The organism is Longimicrobium sp. (assembly GCF_036399935.1).
Taxonomy (GTDB): domain Bacteria; phylum Gemmatimonadota; class Gemmatimonadetes; order Longimicrobiales; family Longimicrobiaceae; genus Longimicrobium.
Genome location: NZ_DASWMD010000016.1, coordinates 1 through 15860, shown reverse-complemented (window position 1 = coordinate 15860; position 15860 = coordinate 1). Strand labels below are relative to the sequence as shown.

Here is a 15860-nt window from a genome sequence, read left to right as displayed (position 1 = left end):
ACCCTTCACCATCATGGAGAGCCCCATGGACCGACCCACTGACAAGGCCTTGGAAGCATCAGAGGGAAAGGCCGCAGAGCAGAGCACCTTCGACCTGCACATCACCTTCACCGGGCTGTGCCTCTTCGTCGACGATCTGGTCCGCAAGGACGGCGCGAAGCTACTGCACGTACTGATGCCTCGCACCGGCGGGGGCGGCCACGGCGTGCCGGGCCATGTCCATGCGCACCTCGCGCGCCTGCTCTACGACGCCCGGCATGAAAAGGAGGGTACGGTGGACGACGGGACGCCGCGGAAGCACCACGCAACACGGATCGAGATGGAGAACCGCGCGCTCGACCTCTCCGACGTGGACACGGATGCCGCATTCACCCCTACCCTGCAGGCGGAGATGGACCGGTACTCCGTCTTCGACCTGAGCACCTTCGTCGGATCGCGCTCGGCGCGTCCTGAGATCGGCCAGGTCCCGCGGCCGTGGCTCGACGAGTTCGAGACGGGCGGGATGGTGGTCTCCCGCGTGACGGTGGGGAAGGGTGCGGTATCAGGCGGCGATTCGGGCGTCCAGTGGAGGATCGGCGACAGGGCAGCCCAACACATGGCTGTCGCGGTCGACTGGACGATCCCGAACGTGAAGGGATCTTCGCTGACGCTGGTGTTCGACGGGTTGAACGGCAACCATCCGCACAGCTTCAATCCGCTGACCCTCTACCCGATCAGCTATCCGTCCGGTCCGAAGAAGATTCATCTCTGGCTCGTCCACAGTCCGGACAGGCAGATCCCGACGAAGGTGCCGGTCGAGCGGATCCCAGGACCTCCGGAGCAGAAGGATGCCCTTCATTTCAACGCCTTCTATTCGCTGCTCGGCGGTCCGATCCCCGTGTACGAGGGAACCGACACGGGCGAAACAGCGGGTGGGAGCGGAGAACACCGTGAACACGCCGAGGCCGGAGAAGCCCCTGCCGACGCCGAGCTGGCGGCCGCCGGCGGCAGCGATGCCTCCTGCATCGGGCCGCGGGCGACGGCGGTGCCGCAGACCTGATCCGACCGCATCCAGAGTACCGGTGGGCCCCTCCCGGCCAGCGGCCCACCGGACTCCGCACCGTCCATCATGGATCTTCCCATGAACCCCGTTGCGTTCTGCCCGACGATCTTCTTCGAGCTGGGCAACATGCTTGCCCTGGTGAAGCTCGGCTCCTCGGCCGACGGCGGCATGGAGGTCATTCCCTACCTGGAGACCGGCCGCACGCTGCAGAGCCTGCGGGGGGCGGGCGCACGGCTCGGGATCGTCATGGAGACGGAACTGCCGCCGGACGCCGTTGAGGCAGCGCTGCGAACGGCGGGGTTGATGGAGCACCTCGACAGCAGCCTGATCGTCGCCGGGCCCGGCGGGCTGGCCCCCCTTCTGACTGACGCAGCCGCCCGCGCACTGGGCCTGCGCACGTCGGAGACAGGAGACGCGTGCCCGGGGCTGTTCGTCGGCGTGAACGCGAGCGACCGCATCCTGGCGCGCGGCGCCGGCTTTCCGACCGCTCCGCATCCGGAGCTCGCGCTTCCGGTGCTGAGGGGGACCGGGCCCCTCTGGTACCTCCGCATCCACCGGCCGCCGCACCGCGCGGAGGACGGCTGGCGAGAGCGCCTCCGCGCGTTCCCGCTCGTCCCCTTGCACGCCTCGGGGGGTCTCGGCGACCGGCCGCAGGTCCTCTACGCGATCGCCGACGCCGCGACGGCCACCGCCCTCGGAGCGCAGGACATCGCCGTCGACAGGCTCGGAGAGGAAGATGAGCCCCAGTCCACCGACCTTCACCTCGTATTCCCGGAAGACGAGCATGAGCGCGCGGCGCGACCGCGCAAAGCTCGGGCTGCACGGCGTTGCCGCGAAGGGCGGGGCGCCGTCGACTCGACCAGCGAAGGGACACTCGTGGCGGTGCCGGCGGGCGGCTCGCTCGAGGACTTGTTCGAGCGGCACGTCGACGCCCTGCGGCTGCTCCCCTCGCGGGCGCCCCTCCTCGGCCCGCAAAACCTCGCAGGGCCCGATGCTCCCGCGCTGTTCTCCCCGCGCGAATGGGAGCTGTCTGACCCGCATGAACTGGAAGGGAAGAGCGTCTTCGAGACTCACATCACGGCGCGTCGGATGCAGGAAGAGGTGGACCTGTACTCCGGGGCACGGACACTCGGCAACGGCCAGACGATCAACAGCCGCCACATCCGCCATAAGCACAACGCGCTCGCGGTCTCGACCTTGGTGGCGTCCCTCGAGGCGATGCCGGGTAACCGTTTGCGGGTCGAACGCCAGGAATTCAAGAGCGCAGGCATCCTGTGGAACGTAACCGCGACTCTCCCCGGCATCCGGACAGGCACCGTCGTCGTGAGCGCTCACCTCGATTCCATGGTGGATGATATCCACGAGCCGCGGTACACCCCCCAGAAGGACAATGCGCCCGGCGCCGACGACGACGCCAGCGGCATGGCTGCCGTGCTCTGCGCCGCGCGAGCGATCCTCGAACTCAGCGGCACCGGCGTCCCCCATCGGGAGATCAGGTTCGTGCTGTTCAACGCCGAGGAGTACTCTCGGGAGGGGAGCGCGTTCTACGCGAACAACCTGGCAAACACCGACAAGCTGGGCATGGTGGTATTCCAGATGGATATGATCGGGCACGACGGCGACAAGAACTCCGTTTTCGAACTGCACGCCGGCTACACGGGGGGGCAGAACGGGGACGTGCAGTCGCGCTCGCACGACTTGGCGAAGCTGGTAGAGAAGACTGCGGCGCTCCTTGCAGGGCCACGTCCGCTCGTTCCACGTGTCCATATCGGGACGGCGAACGAAAGGGACCCCGCAGACGGCCGCAGCGACCACACGAGCTTCCATCAGGTCGGGGTTCCGGCGTGCCTCGTGACCGAGCACTTCTTCGGAGGTCCGGGGCATAAACCGGAGCCGCTGGACCGCAACGGGGCGTATCACAGAAGCACAGATCGCACCATCGACGCCGAATATGCCGCAGCGATCGCGCGCGCCGTGGCGGCGGCGGCGTGGATCGCCGCCACCCGTTGAAAGAAGCGCGTTGCAACCCGATGTGCCGTTCGATGGACAGCCTGGACCCGGACCGTGGCTGCGAGCACGGCCGCGTTCACTGCTTCGCCCGCCCACGCAAGAGGCCTTGGGCTTTTCGTCCGGGATGGAGGCGAATGCGCGGCGAGGGAATCTTCGCGGTGCAGATGGGGGCGCTGTTCGCCACGGCCTGCCGCAAGTCGGGGCTCACCGAAGAGCTGCCTCCCCTGTCCGCGGCGGCCTTCCACCGGCCGCCCGGCCGGGCAGATGGGATTGTTCGACTGACGCGTGCCCGCCTCGGGCCCGACCCGCTTCCGAGCGGCGTCCGGAATCCGGACAGGCGGAATTAGGGAGGGACGGCGCGGCGTTTCGGCGGATCACTGGATTCGCCGTACGGAAACCGGACGCAGACCGGCAAGCCCATCACGCGCCGAAAATCCACCAACCTGTACCCCAGCAACGGTTTACGTCATCGTCCCGCCGCGGCACCCGGCTCGCACAGGGAGAGGCCACACGCCCCGCCTCCCCTGCCTGGATGCCCATCATGTACGCCGCCGCCGTGAAGTCCGCGCCTCCGTCGCATGCGCAGGTGACCTTGTCCCCACCGCGCCTGACGCTGGTGCGCGACCAGCCCGCCATCGCCGCGCCGCCTCCGCCGGGGGGACGGCACCTGGCGCACGTGGCCACCCTGCTTCGCGTCCTGGCACAGCACCGCGAGCAGGGCGCCGCCGCGCGACCCGGGTCGCCTTCGCTCTTCCTGGTGCGCGAGGAGGAAGACGCGTTCTGGGAACTGGTCGGGCTACGGGTCCGGGGACTCCCCCACCTGCTGGTGTCCGCGGTGCGCTTCGCCCGGCAGGCCGCCGCGGGGCAGCCGCACGCGCGCCGGTCGCTGTGCCACTACCTGTGCGCGCCGCCCAAGGACCTGGGGCTGTCGCGGATCGCGCGGCCCTCGCACCTGGTGGAGCTCCTGATGCCGTCGGCTGACGAAACCATCCCCGAGTTCCAGGCGCGGATGCAGGCCGGCGAGACGCCCCGGTCGATGTTCCTGGACGTTGACTCGGTGGACTACGCGTTCGACTTCCGCACGGCGAACCCCTCGGTAGACCGCGGGCGCCTTCCTGGCAACCACACCCCCGAGTGCCACCTGTTCCGCACCTCCGAGGGGCACGTGCTGTCGGGGATGTCGCACGGGCTGCACGCCAAGCTGCACGGCGACCAGTCGTTCGTGGTGCTGCGCGATGCCGTGCAGCACGGCCCGGGCGGCGACCGCGTGCTCCCCACGCTCGTGCTTCACCGCCGGCTGGTGAGCGCCGACGCGCGGCTGGATGCCGAGGGACCGGGGCCGTGGCTGCAATCCGTTCCCCCGTTCGTGCGCAGCATGGCGCATCCCCGCTTCCTGCTTGCGCCGGACGCCCGCCCCTGACGACGACGAACGAGACGACGAGACCCCGGACGGCCGCGCCGCCCGGGGTCTCGCCTCATTCCGCACTCCCGCACACTCCCACACTCCCGCACTCCCGCACTCCCGCACTCTCAGGGAGGCGCCTGGTTCACGATCACCAGCTTCTGCCAGATCTTGGCGCACAGGCCGGTGGTGAGCATTTCCACCTCGTCCACCGCCGCCAGCACCACGGGGTCGTCCAGCGTCTGCGCGTACAGCGCCGCCAGCTTGCTGTTCAGCGCCAGCATCTCGCTGCAGTAATCCAGGTACCGGGCCAATTCGAACCGCGTCAGCGTGCGGGTGGGCGACGACGGGGTGTCCTGGGCGGGGCTGCCGCGCAGGTGGCGGTCGGGGTCCTTGGTCAGCTGGTGCATGTCGACGATGTGCGCCAGCGCGCGAAGCTCCCGCAGCGCCTGCAGCGCGCGCCGCCGCTTGATCCGCCCCTCGACGGTGACCAGGAACAGGACGGCCGCGCCCAGCAGGATCAACTCGTTGATGATGGCTTCCGTGGCCTGCAGCAGGTCCAGCGTCCCCACCCCCTCGGCGCGCACGTCCAGCCGCATGGCGATGCCTGCCAGCAGCGCCATCAGCAGCAGGATCACCAGCCCCACAGCGACACGCACCCACAGGATGGGCTCCTGCACCCAGCGCACGTTCTCCACCGTCCGCTGCGCGATCCCCAGCATCTGCAGCGCCAGGCGCGACAGCCCGCTGCCCGGAAATCGTTCGCTCACCCGGTCGCCCAGCGCCCGTACCGTCTCGATGATGCGCGACGGCTCCAGCCCCGGCACCCCGGCGTCCACCGGCAACGCCGAGTTCGCCGGTGTGGGCACGGAGGGAGAGGAGATCGGCGGAACGGAAATCGACATCAGGAGGCGTGGAAGGTGTCTCTGGATCGCGGCGCACGGGACGACAGGATAGACCGCGAAACTACCGAACGGCAAGCGCGCGGAAATGCTGACGGGGACGCACGATCACCCGTGCGCCCCCGTCCACCCGCGGATCAGATCAGCCTGCGCGCGAGCGCGTCACCTCGGCGAAGGCGGCAGCGTGCCCGCGATGGTGTGTCCGATCGCCACGCCAAAGACCGCGCCCCCGAGAATCCCACCCAGTTCGGCCATCTCGCAAAACCGGTCCGCGCACGCGATCTGCACCGCCACGAATCCGACGACCGCGCCCACCACACCCCCGATCACCGGAGCCGCGCCCCTGGGCAGGGCCTCGGAACCGAGTTCGTGGCGGATTGGCGGCGCGAGTGAGCGCGTAGACACGTCGCAGGTCAGGCATCCGTACGGGAGGAGCGAGACGCGTGAGCCCGTCGAGGCGGCCGTGTCGGTGATCGAGACACCCAAGGGCCTGGGGTCCGGCCCATCGGCCGACTGGCCCGCCGCCGGCGCGGCGAAGCAGAGAACGAAGATGCCGATCAGGGTACTACGCACAGCGCGGATCGCGCCCATGTCAGCCTCCGACGAGAATGTTCCGCCAAGGGTTGATCACAGCCCACGATAGTGCGGACGGCGCGCCAGTTCAACCGTCCGGGCCTCACGACGCAAACGGGGGCGCACGATCACCCGTGCGCCCCCGCCGTCGAACCCGGTCCGTGGACCCGGATCAGACCTCCATCACGTCGGCTTCCTTGTGCTTCAGCAGTTCCTCGACCTTGGCGATGTACTGGTCGGTCAGCTTCTGCACCTCGCCCTGCTCGCGGCGGATGTCGTCCTCCGACAGCCCCTCCTTCTTCTGGCGCGCCTTGACCTCGTCGTTCGCGTCCTTGCGCACCTGGCGGATGGAAACGCGGCCCTCCTCGGCCAGCTTGTGGAGCAGCTTCACGTACTCCTTGCGCCGCTCCTCGGTAAGCGCCGGCACGGGCACGCGGATCAGGTTGCCGTCGTTGGAGGGGTTGTACCCCATGTCCGACTCGCGGATGGCGTACTCGATCTTCTTGATGAGGCCCTTGTCCCAGGGTTGAACCGTCAGCATGCGCGGCTCCGGGGCGCTCACCGTGCCCACCTGGTTCAGCGGCACCATCGAGCCGTACGCCTCCACCCGCACGCTGTCCAGCAGCGCCGGGCTGGCCTTGCCGGTGCGCACGTTGGCGAACTCGCGGCGCAGCGCCTCCAGGGCGCCCTCCATCCGCTGCTTGGCTTTCTGCTGGCTCGACATGTCGTGTCCGTCCGGGGATGCAAAAGTTCGTGAAAACCGCGCGGAGGCCGGCGGCTACGAGTGAACCAGCGTGCCGATCCGCTCGCCGCGCACCAGGCGGGCCACCGCGCCCTCGTCATCGAGGTTCAGCACCACGATGGGAATGTCGTTGTCCTTGCACAGCGACAGCGCCGCGGCGTCCATCACCCCCAGCTCGCGCGAAAGCGCCTGCATGTAAGTGATGTCGGGGATGAACTCGGCGCTCGAGTCCTTCTTGGGGTCCGCCGAGTAGATGCCGTCCACCTTGGTGGCCTTGACGATCACGTCGGCGTTCATCTCGATGCCGCGCAGCACCGCCGCCGTGTCGGTGGAAAAGTACGGGTTGCCGGTGCCGCCGGCAAAGAGCACCACGCGGCCTTTTTCCAGGTGGCTGATGGCCCGGCGCCGGATGTACGGCTCGGCCAGCTGCTCCATGCGGATGGCCGTCAGCACGCGCGAGTGGATGCCCCGGCGCTCCAGCGAGTTCTGCAGGGCGAGGGCGTTGATGACCGTGGCCAGCATGCCCATGTAGTCGGCGCTCACCCGGTCCATCCCCGCGGCGCTGGCGGTGGTGCCGCGGACGATGTTGCCGCCGCCCACCACCAGCCCCAGCGCGACGCCCATCTCGTGGACCACGCGGATCTCCTCCACCAGGCGGTCCACCACCGGCGGGCTGATGCCGAACTTCTGCTCCCCGGCCAGCGCCTCGCCGGAAATCTTCAGGAGAACGCGGCGGTAGAACAGCTCCCCGCCCTGCCCGGCCCCGCCGGTGTCGGCCATCACTCGCCCAGCGCGTAGCGGGTGAACCGGCGCACGTCGATCTTTTCGCCGGTCTTCCCCGACACCTCGGTGATCAGCTGCCCCACCGTCTGGTCGGGGTTCTTCACGAAGGGCTGCTCCAGCAGCGCCTGGTCGGCGAAGAACTTCTCCAGCTTGCCGTCCACGATCTTGTCCCAGATCTTCTCGGGCTTGCCCGACTCGCGCATCTGCTCGCGGTACACGCCGCGCTCGCGCTCCACCAGCTCCTGGGGAAAGTCCTCGCGGCGGATGGCCACCGGGTTGGCCGCGGCGATGTGCATGGCCACGTCGCGCACCAGCTGCTGGAAGGCGTCGGTCTTGGCCACGAAGTCGGTCTCGCAGTTCACCTCCACCAGCACGCCGATCTTGCCGCCCATGTGGATGTAGCTGCCGATCACGCCGTCGCGGGCCTCGCGGTCGGCGCGCTTGGCCGCCTTGGCCGCGCCGCGCGCGCGCAGGATGTCGATGGCCGCCTCCATGTCGCCGCCCGACTCCATGAGCGCGTTCTTGCACTCCATCATCCCGGCCGCGGTGCGGTCGCGGAGCTCCTTGACCGCCTGTGCGCTGATCGCGTTGGACATCGTCGTCTTTCCGTCCCGAAGGATTGGTCGTGTAGGTCAGTGGCCCGCGGACGAAAGCCGGGGCGCCGGATTTTCGGGCCTGCGGGGCGCGAGCGCAACCCCGCCGGGCAAAACGCGCCGCACGCGGCGCGGAAACAAAAGGGGGCGCCGGCAAACGCGCGCCGGGGCCCCCTGCAAACCTTCCGCCGTCGGCGCGGTGGCTACTCGGCGTCGCCGCCCTCGTCGGAGCCCCCGCCGATCACCCCGGCAATGGCGTCGGTGCGCGGCCGGCGCTTGCGGCGCGGGCGGCGCTTCTGGCCCCGGTCGTCGCCGCGGTCGGCGGGCTGGCTGGCGCCCGTCTCGCTGCTGTACGTGGTGGCCTCGGGCTCTTCGGCGCGCCGGCGGTCGTCGGCCGGCATGGCCGCGCGGGCCTCGATCACGGCGTCGGCGAGGGCGTTGCTGATCACCTCGACCGAGCGGATGGCGTCGTCGTTGCCCGCGATGGGCACCGTCAGCAGGTCCGGGTCGGCGTTGGTGTCGGCGATGGCGATCACCGGAATGCCCAGCTTGCGGGCCTCGGAGATGGCGATGTGCTCGCGCTTGCTGTCGACCACGAACAGGGCGCCGGGAAGCCGGGCCATGTCCTTCACGCCGTTCAGGTACTTCTCCAGGCGCTCGCGCTCCCGGTCCAGCATCAGGCGCTCCTTCTTCGTGTAGTGCTCGAAGGCGCCCTCGTCCACCCCGCGCTCCAGTTCGCGGAGGCGGCGGATCTGCTTCTTGACCGTCGTGAAGTTGGTGAGCATGCCGCCAAGCCAGCGCTCGGTCACGTAGAACGAGCCGCTGCGCTCGGCCACGCTCTCCACCACGGCCTTCAGCTGCTTCTTGGTGCAGACGAACAGGATGCGGTCGCCGCGCGAAACCACGGTGCGCACCAGCTCCTGCGCAAGCTCGATCTGGCGGACCGTCTTCTTGAGGTCGATGATGTAGATGCCGTTGCGCTCCGCGAAGATGAACTTGCGCATCTTCGGGTTCCAGCGGCTGGTCTGGTGCCCGAAATGGACACCGGCCTCGAGAAGTTCCTGGATCTGGGGTACGGCCATCGGTTTTCGTCCTGACGGTATGCGGTTTTCCCTGCGGCCCCACCCCGGGGCCCGGGCTTCCACCGCCGTCGTTCGCCCGTCCGACCGCTCCTCTTACGGGGCGGCACCCGGACGTGGGCGTCGGGCGGTGTGCTTGATGAACCGGGATTTCGGCAAACGCGCGTGCCGGGACGGCCCATGGCCACCCCGGCACCGCATGCCGGCGCTCCCGATCAGCGCTTGGAGAACTGGAAGCGCTTGCGGGCGCCCGGACGTCCGGGCTTCTTGCGCTCCACCTCGCGCGGGTCGCGGGTCAGCAGGCCCTCGGCGCGCAGCGTGCGGCGGAAGTCCTCGTTGATCTTGAGCAGCGCGCGGGCCACTCCCAGGCGAATGGCGTCGGCCTGGCCGCGGACGCCGCCGCCCACCACCGTCACCTTCACGTCGTACTGGCCCTCGGTCTGCGTGGCCACCAGCGGGCGGGTGGCCGACTGGCGCAGCACGTGGCGGGGCAGGTGCGCCTCCAGCGTGCGGCCGTTGACGTCCCACGTGCCGCTTCCGGGACGCAGGTACACGCGCGCCACCGAGGTCTTGCGGCGTCCGACTGCGTTGAACTGTTCCGTCGCCATGATGGTCAGAAAGTGAGGGGCTCGGGATTCTGGGCCTGGTGCGGATGCTCCGCGCCGGCGTACACCTTCAGCTTCTTGCGAAGCTGCTTGCCCAGCGCGTTCTTGGGCAGCATGCCCTTCACCGCAAGCTCGATCACCCGCTCGGGGTGCTTGTCCAGCATTTCACGGAAGGGGATGAACTTTTCCCCGCCCATGTAGCCGGTGTGCTTGAAGTAGGTCTTCTGGTCGGCCTTGTTGCCGCTCAGCCGGACCTTGTCCGCGTTGATGACCACGACGTAGTCGCCGGTGTCCAGGTGCGGGGTGAAAATCGGCTTGTGCTTGCCGCGCAGCACTCGCGCGATCTCCGTCGCCACGCGGCCGAGGATCTTGCCCCCCGCGTCGACGACGAACCACTTGTGCTCGATTTCCCCCGCCTTAACGGAATACGTCTTCATCGTACTCACTTGCGCGCCGGGAGCACTCGGGCTGATCCGGGCGGCGACTGGTTGTTTGACAGACAAAAATCCCGCCTCCGGCACCGGCCCGAGGCGGAGTGGCGTGGTCGGGACAGACCGCTACGATACACAATCCGCGGCGTCCTGTCAACCCGTGGCGGCGGACGAAAAACGAGGGCGGGGGCGCGCCCCGGTGCGCCCCCGCCCCAAACTCGCCGCGCCCGCCGCTCAGGCCAGGAAGGTTTCCAGGAACCGCGCGCGCGACTGGTGCCGAAGGCGGAGCAGCGCCTTTTCCTTGATCTGCCGCACCCGCTCGCGCGTGATGCCGAAGTTTTCGCCGATCTGCTCCAGCGTCATCGGGTCGGTGTCGCCCAGCCCGAAGTACAGGCGCAGCACCTTGGCCTCGCGCTCCGTCAGCGTGCCCAGCGCGTCGTCGATGCTGCGCTTGAGCGCCGATTCGTACACCTCGTCGTCGGGCCCGGGCGACAGGCTGTCCTGCAGGTAGTCCAGCAGCTGGCCGTCCTCGCCCGGCACCAGGGGCGCGTCGAGTGAAAGGTACACCTGCGACATGGCCAGCGCGTGGCTGATCTCGTCCTCGGGCACCTCCAGCTCCGAGGCGATCTCCTGCAGCGTGGGCTCGCGCCCCAACTCCTGCGTGAGCGCCGAGCTGCGCTTGCCGATGCGGTGCACCGCCCCCGCGCGGCTCAGCGGCACGCGCACGATGCGCGACTGCTCGGCCAGGGCCTGCAGGATGGCCTGGCGGATCCACCAGACGGCGTAGGAGATGAACTTGATGCCCTTGGTCTCGTCGAACTTCCGCGCGGCGCGCATCAGCCCGATGTTGCCCTCGTTGATCAGGTCGGCCAGCGACACGCCCTGGTTCTGGTACTTCTTGGCCACCGCCACCACGAACCGCAGGTTGGAGCGGACCAGCCCTTCCATGGCGTCGGGCTCGCCGTCGCGAATGCGGCGCGCCAGCCGGCACTCCTCGTCGCGGTCGATCAGCGGAAAGGCGCTGATCTCGCGGAGGTACTGGTCCAGCGATTCGGATTCGGCCTGGAGTTTCTTGGCGGGGCTGAACGACATCGGCGTGCTCCGGGAGACGGAAGCGGCGGGCCGTGAGGGCGGGCCCGGGAAACGCGCATTTGAGAGCGGCACTGCGGAGAGGCGTGCGGTCCCGCGGGGTCGCGGGGCTGCTACGGAACATGGAAAGGCGGCCCGAAACTGTCAACCCCTCCGGGAAACTTTTTGTCGAACGTGACGGGAAGGGTACGCCGGCCGGCCCCCTAGCGGATGACCTCGCCGATGCGCGCCCAGCGAACGCCGGTCAGCCAGTCGAACTGCTCGGCGATGTCGTCCTGGAACGAGTAGTACACGAACATGGGACGGCCCTTGATGGACGTGGCGTCCAGGAACCCCCAGTAGCGAGAGTCTTCCGACCGGTCGCGGTTGTCGCCCAGGGCAAAGAACTTTCCGGGCGGAACCCAGAGCGGGCCCCAGTTGTCGCGCGAGGGGCGGTAGGTGCGGTAGGTCTGGCCGGGATCGGTCAGGAACTCCAGCTGCCACTCCATGCGCGGGTCCGCCGGGTCGCCCAGCGGGTCGGTGTGCCGCGCGAACGGCTCGTCCTGCGGCTGGCCGTTGCGGTACAGCACCTTGTGGCGCATCTCCAGCGTGTCGCCCGGCATCCCCACGATGCGCTTGACGTAGTTCTTGTGGGGATCGTGCGGGGGCAGGAACACCACCACGTCGCCGCGGGTGGGGTCGGCGAAGGCCGGCAGGCGCCGGTCCGTCAGGGGAATCTCGGCCCCGTACACGGCCTTGTTCACCAGCAGGAAGTCGCCGATCAGCAGCGTTCCCTCCATCGACCCCGTGGGGATCTTGAAGGCCTCCACGGCAAAGGTGCGCACGGCCAGGAAGAGCAGGATGGCCGTGCTGATGGCCTTGGTCCACTCCCACACCCAGCGCCCCGTGCTCATGGCGTGCTCGGCCTGGGCCGCCGCGCGGGGCGGCTGGGCCGGGGCCGGGCGGGGGGCGTCGTCGGGCAGGTCTTGGCGGGAGTGATCCATTCAGGTTCCGCGGGGGTGGATGTCGCGGGCGTGGGGAGCCCCGCACGCGTACACGCGATGGCGGGCGCCGTTCCCGAACGCGGGCGGCGCCCCGCTCCGGCCCGGGGGCGGATCGGCCGGAGCGGACACGGCCGCCTAGAACGGCAGCCCGAGCCCGGCGTAGACCTGGGTGCCGTCCCCGACCGCCCACGTCACGGTAGCCACGCGGCCCAGCGATTCGAACCACAGCCCCCCGCCCACCGAGGGGTTCCAGTCCCCCGGCGAGTGGCCGTCCACGTACACGCGCCCCGCCTCGCCGAAGCCGAACACGCCCAGCCGGCCGCGGACCAGCACCCGCACCTGGCCCAGCGGCTGCCGCAGCTCGGCCGTGCCGAAGACGGCCGCGTCGCCGGCGAACCGCTGGAAGGGGTAGCCCCGCAGCGACCCGTATCCCCCCAGGAACGCCGCCTCCTGGAAGGGCACCCGCCCGGCGATCACCTCGCCCCCCGCCCGCAGCGCCAGGATGGGGCCGGGCCCCAGCGGCAGGTAGGCCCGCGCCTCGGCGTCCACCCCGCCGAAGGTGCCCACGTTGGCGCCGTAGGCCGCGGCCCCGGCGCGCATCCACCAGCCGCGATGGGTGACGGGGAGCGTGTCGCGCCCGTCCACCACCACGTGCCCCGCCGCGCCCGCCTGCGTCAGTCCATCCCCGCCGCGGACGTCCGCCAGCAGGGGATGGCCGCCACGCGGGTCGCGCCACCTCACCACCGGCCCCAGCGAGTACGACGCGCGCCGCCCCATCCGGCCGTACGACGCGGCCTCGGCGATCAGCTCGTCGTGGGCGGCCTCGTAGTCCACCTCCTCGGCGTCCGGCGAGCCGCTGCCCAGTCCGTGGAAGCGGATCACCTCGAAGGTCCGGGCACCCGCCCGCAGGCGGAGGCCCGTGCCGGGAAGCGACGTCCGGCGGAAGTCGGCCAGCGCCTCCACCCCCACCCCGCTCTCCAGCGGCGCGTACAGCCCCCGCACCGCCACCTGACGCGCGTAGGGCTGGCGGCGGAACCCGTAGCGGGTCCACACGGGGCCGGCGCCCAGGATGGGCCCCACGTTGGTCACCCACCCCGCCCAGGGCGCCACCGGGGCGAAGGACGAGCCCCAGTCGCGCGGCGCCGGCGGGTTGCCGAACATCGACCGCGGGGGATCGGGATCGTACTCCCGCGTGTCGACCGCCGTCCCCTGACCCCGCAGCAGCCGGTCGTCATCCCCATGGTCGTGAAGCACCGTCATCCGCGCCCCGGCGCTGGACGAGTCGGCGAGCACGTCGTCGCCCCCGCCGCCGATCAGCCGCACCTGGATGGAACGCGCCGCCGCGGTTCCCCGCGCCGACGCACGGTCGTCGCCGCCGTGCAGGAACACGCGCACCTCGCGCGTCTCGTCCGGGAGGAAGCGGCGGCGGAAATAGGGGGCGTTCGAGCCGGGGGAGGGATACAGGCGCAGCTCCACCGAGCCGTCGGCGCGCCGGTCCACCTCGGCGCGCTCGGCCTCGTCGGTGGCGTGCACGTCGACGTCGCTCGCCAGGATCTCGTAGAAGCTGCGCGCGGCAGAGTGCAGGCTGTCGCGCCGGGCCCGCAGGATGGCAGAGAGGCCGGGGGCGCTCAGCGGCTGGTACTCGGGGGGCATGCGGCGGACGGCCCCGGCGATCGCCTCGTCCGTCACCCGCTGCTGGATGAAGCGCGCGGCCGAGTCCCACGCCGGCCACTCCAGTTCCGACAGCAGCCGCCGGTCCAGGTCCGAGGCGTGGATCACCAGGCCGAACACGTCGTCGTACCGCGGGCCGAAGCGGGTCAGCTGCGGAAAGGCGGCGCGCACCGGGGCCAGCAGCAGCCCCCGGTTGTCGTTGAACGCGTTGTCGCGGTCGCGCGGCACGGTGCGCCAGCGCCAGCGGTTTCCGCTCTGGTACCCGGCCCACCGCCACTGGTCGGCGTGCCGGTCCCAGTCGCCCAGCAGCACGTCCATCAGCCGCGCCGTCAGGTACTCGCGCGCGTCCAGCCGCTCGGCGGGCGACTCTTCCAGCCGCTCCAGCAGCCGCTCCGTTCCCACCACCCGGTCCGCACCGGCGAACGCGGTTCCCCCCTCCTCCGCGTCTTCCGGCCGCACCTCCACCTGCCCCAGCCGCCCGGCGAAGCGCCGGAACTCGCCCAGGAAGGGGTGGGCGGGCATCACGTACAGCGCCGGCCGGGGATGAAGCAGCCCCACGGCGGTCAGCAGCGGCTCGACGACCAGGGCGGCCGCGGGATGCTTGTTGGCCACCTGGTCCTGCGCGATGGATTCGACGGGCCCGTCGCGCAGATCCGGGGGAAGGCCGCGTTCGGGGGTCTTGTCTACCGAGCGGAACGTGTACTCCCGCCCGTCGGCGCCGCGCATGCGAAGCGACTCGGTCGCCAGGCCGCCCCCCGCCTCCAGCACGCGCAGCCCGCCGGCGAAGGTGTCGGGGTTCAGCACGGGAACGCGCACGGGGGTGGTCCACAGGTCGCGGTAGGCCCCGCCCCAGAGCGTGCGATGGAGCGGGCCGGCGCCGTACCGCGGCCCGGCCACCACCGTCGTGTCCTGCGCGGCGGCGGGCGCGCCCGCCAGCAGCGCCAGCCCCGCCAGGAGCATCGCCGTCCGCGGCACCGCGCGACTCGGCGATTCCACCGTGCCCCTGCGCGGGCCCCGCCCGGGCGTGCTCAGCGCACCCCGCGGCCGATCCCGCCGCGCTGGATGGCCGTGTACACCAGGAACAGGATCACCCCGATCACCACCAGGTGGATCACGGCGTTCAGGATCTTGAAGACGATGGAAAGCACGACCCATGCGGCCAGCGCCAGGAGTGCGATGCGGAGCCACTTGTTCATCGTGAGCGGGTGGATGGTGGGGTTGCAGCCCGCGGCGCCCTGCCGATCCGCGTTCCCGCCCCGGAGATGCAAGTGCGAAGCCGCGCCCGGGTACGACAAAAAAGGAGGGGCGCCCGTAGGCGCCCCTCCCGTTTGGAGCCGTGCGGGGGAGGATTACTCCTCGCCGCGCACCGCGCCGGCCTTCACCTCGAGCTGGTACGGCTGGAACTCGCAGCCCGTCCGCACCGGCACGTACACCACTTCCGGAGTGCCCGTGGCGCCCGCCTCGGCGAACACGCTGACACCCTGATACTCGGCCGTGCGCGTGACCTCGGTGACACCGAGCACCCGCGGCAGGCCGTACTTCACGTAGCGCCGGCCGTTGATCATGATCGGCTCGGTGTTGATGTACCACGTCGCGCCGCCGGCGTAGCCGGTGGTGGCGGGGAACGCCTCGTTGAAGCGGCGGCCCTGGTACGTGGTGTCGGACGTCTGCGTGTTGTACGTCGCCGTGACGTTGCGCAGCGCACCACCCTCGACCACGCACACCTGGATGTCGCGGTTGGGGTTCGCGACCGGCGGCGGCGGCGGCGGCGTCTGATCGACGATGACCGGCGGCGGCGGCGGAAGGATCGGCGCGGGCGGCGGCGGAATCAGGTTGCCGAACGCCGCCTTCAGCCCCAGCACCAGCCGCGGCGTGAAGGTGAAGCGGTCCTCACCCCGGAGGTTCGTGTTGTCCTCGTCGGGGCCGTGCGCGGGCGAATCGTACCCGTGCACCGC

General features: G+C 70.3%; 15 protein-coding genes and 1 pseudogene. 3 read left to right on the top strand and 13 right to left on the bottom strand.

The genetic code is table 11. The features are described from left to right. The first annotated feature begins 25 nt into the window (after positions 1-25). The 3 genes from VGB24_RS04745 (at position 26) to VGB24_RS04735 (ending at position 4472) form a co-directional block, all read left to right on the top strand. Positions 26-1039, top strand: a complete 1014-nt coding sequence (locus tag VGB24_RS04745; protein ID WP_331071811.1) for a hypothetical protein — start codon at positions 26-28, stop codon at positions 1037-1039. A 69-nt stretch (positions 1040-1108) separates the two neighbouring features. Then, a complete protein-coding gene (locus tag VGB24_RS04740; RefSeq protein ID WP_331071810.1) occupies positions 1109-3052 on the top strand; it encodes a M20/M25/M40 family metallo-hydrolase in 1944 nt (647 codons plus the stop codon). Between the two features lie 532 nt (positions 3053-3584). After that, entirely contained in the window at positions 3585-4472 is an 888-nt protein-coding gene (locus VGB24_RS04735; RefSeq protein WP_331071809.1) for a hypothetical protein, read from the top strand. A gap of 110 nt (positions 4473-4582) precedes the next feature. Here the strand turns inward: VGB24_RS04735 and VGB24_RS04730 are convergent, their stop codons facing one another. From VGB24_RS04730 to VGB24_RS04670, 13 genes and pseudogenes are all read right to left on the bottom strand, one after another. After that, a complete protein-coding gene (locus tag VGB24_RS04730) occupies positions 4583-5359 on the bottom strand; it encodes a hypothetical protein (RefSeq protein WP_331071808.1) in 777 nt (258 codons plus the stop codon). 159 nt (positions 5360-5518) lie between these two features. Further along, the gene (locus VGB24_RS04725) at positions 5519-5947 is read right to left on the bottom strand and encodes a hypothetical protein (RefSeq protein ID WP_331071807.1); all 429 of its coding nucleotides are present in this window, start codon (positions 5945-5947) and stop codon (positions 5519-5521) included. A gap of 154 nt (positions 5948-6101) precedes the next feature. After that, complete coding sequence (gene frr / locus VGB24_RS04720; protein WP_331071806.1) at positions 6102-6653, bottom strand: ribosome recycling factor; 552 nt, start codon at positions 6651-6653, stop codon at positions 6102-6104. Positions 6654-6707: 54 nt separating this feature from the next. Continuing rightward, positions 6708-7451, bottom strand: coding sequence for a UMP kinase (gene pyrH / locus VGB24_RS04715; RefSeq protein ID WP_331072161.1), 744 nt, complete (start codon positions 7449-7451; stop codon positions 6708-6710). Next, positions 7451-8050 carry a translation elongation factor Ts gene (gene tsf / locus VGB24_RS04710; RefSeq protein ID WP_331071805.1) on the bottom strand — a complete coding sequence of 200 codons (600 nt, stop codon included), beginning with the start codon at positions 8048-8050 and terminating at the stop codon, positions 7451-7453. The genes pyrH and tsf overlap by 1 nt, the downstream gene beginning before the upstream one ends. Before the next feature lie 200 nt (positions 8051-8250). Beyond that, the gene (rpsB, locus tag VGB24_RS04705; RefSeq protein ID WP_331071804.1) at positions 8251-9129 is read right to left on the bottom strand and encodes a 30S ribosomal protein S2; all 879 of its coding nucleotides are present in this window, start codon (positions 9127-9129) and stop codon (positions 8251-8253) included. 212 nt (positions 9130-9341) lie between these two features. After that, complete coding sequence (gene rpsI / locus VGB24_RS04700) at positions 9342-9734, bottom strand: 30S ribosomal protein S9 (RefSeq protein ID WP_331071803.1); 393 nt, start codon at positions 9732-9734, stop codon at positions 9342-9344. 5 nt (positions 9735-9739) lie between these two features. Beyond that, entirely contained in the window at positions 9740-10168 is a 429-nt protein-coding gene (gene rplM / locus VGB24_RS04695; RefSeq protein WP_331023578.1) for a 50S ribosomal protein L13, read from the bottom strand. Positions 10169-10396: 228 nt separating this feature from the next. Then, positions 10397-11254: an RNA polymerase sigma factor RpoD/SigA gene (locus tag VGB24_RS04690; protein WP_331023577.1), complete on the bottom strand. Its 858-nt coding sequence runs from the start codon at positions 11252-11254 to the stop codon at positions 10397-10399. A 200-nt stretch (positions 11255-11454) separates the two neighbouring features. Continuing rightward, entirely contained in the window at positions 11455-12234 is a 780-nt protein-coding gene (gene lepB, locus VGB24_RS04685; protein WP_331071802.1) for a signal peptidase I, read from the bottom strand. 135 nt (positions 12235-12369) lie between these two features. Next, positions 12370-14901, bottom strand: a complete 2532-nt coding sequence (locus VGB24_RS04680) for a BamA/TamA family outer membrane protein (RefSeq protein WP_331071801.1) — start codon at positions 14899-14901, stop codon at positions 12370-12372. 32 nt (positions 14902-14933) lie between these two features. Then, a complete protein-coding gene (locus VGB24_RS04675; RefSeq protein ID WP_331071800.1) occupies positions 14934-15101 on the bottom strand; it encodes a hypothetical protein in 168 nt (55 codons plus the stop codon). Positions 15102-15254: 153 nt separating this feature from the next. Continuing rightward, positions 15255-15860 (bottom strand): annotated as a pseudogene (locus tag VGB24_RS04670) (hypothetical protein); the annotation flags it as partial.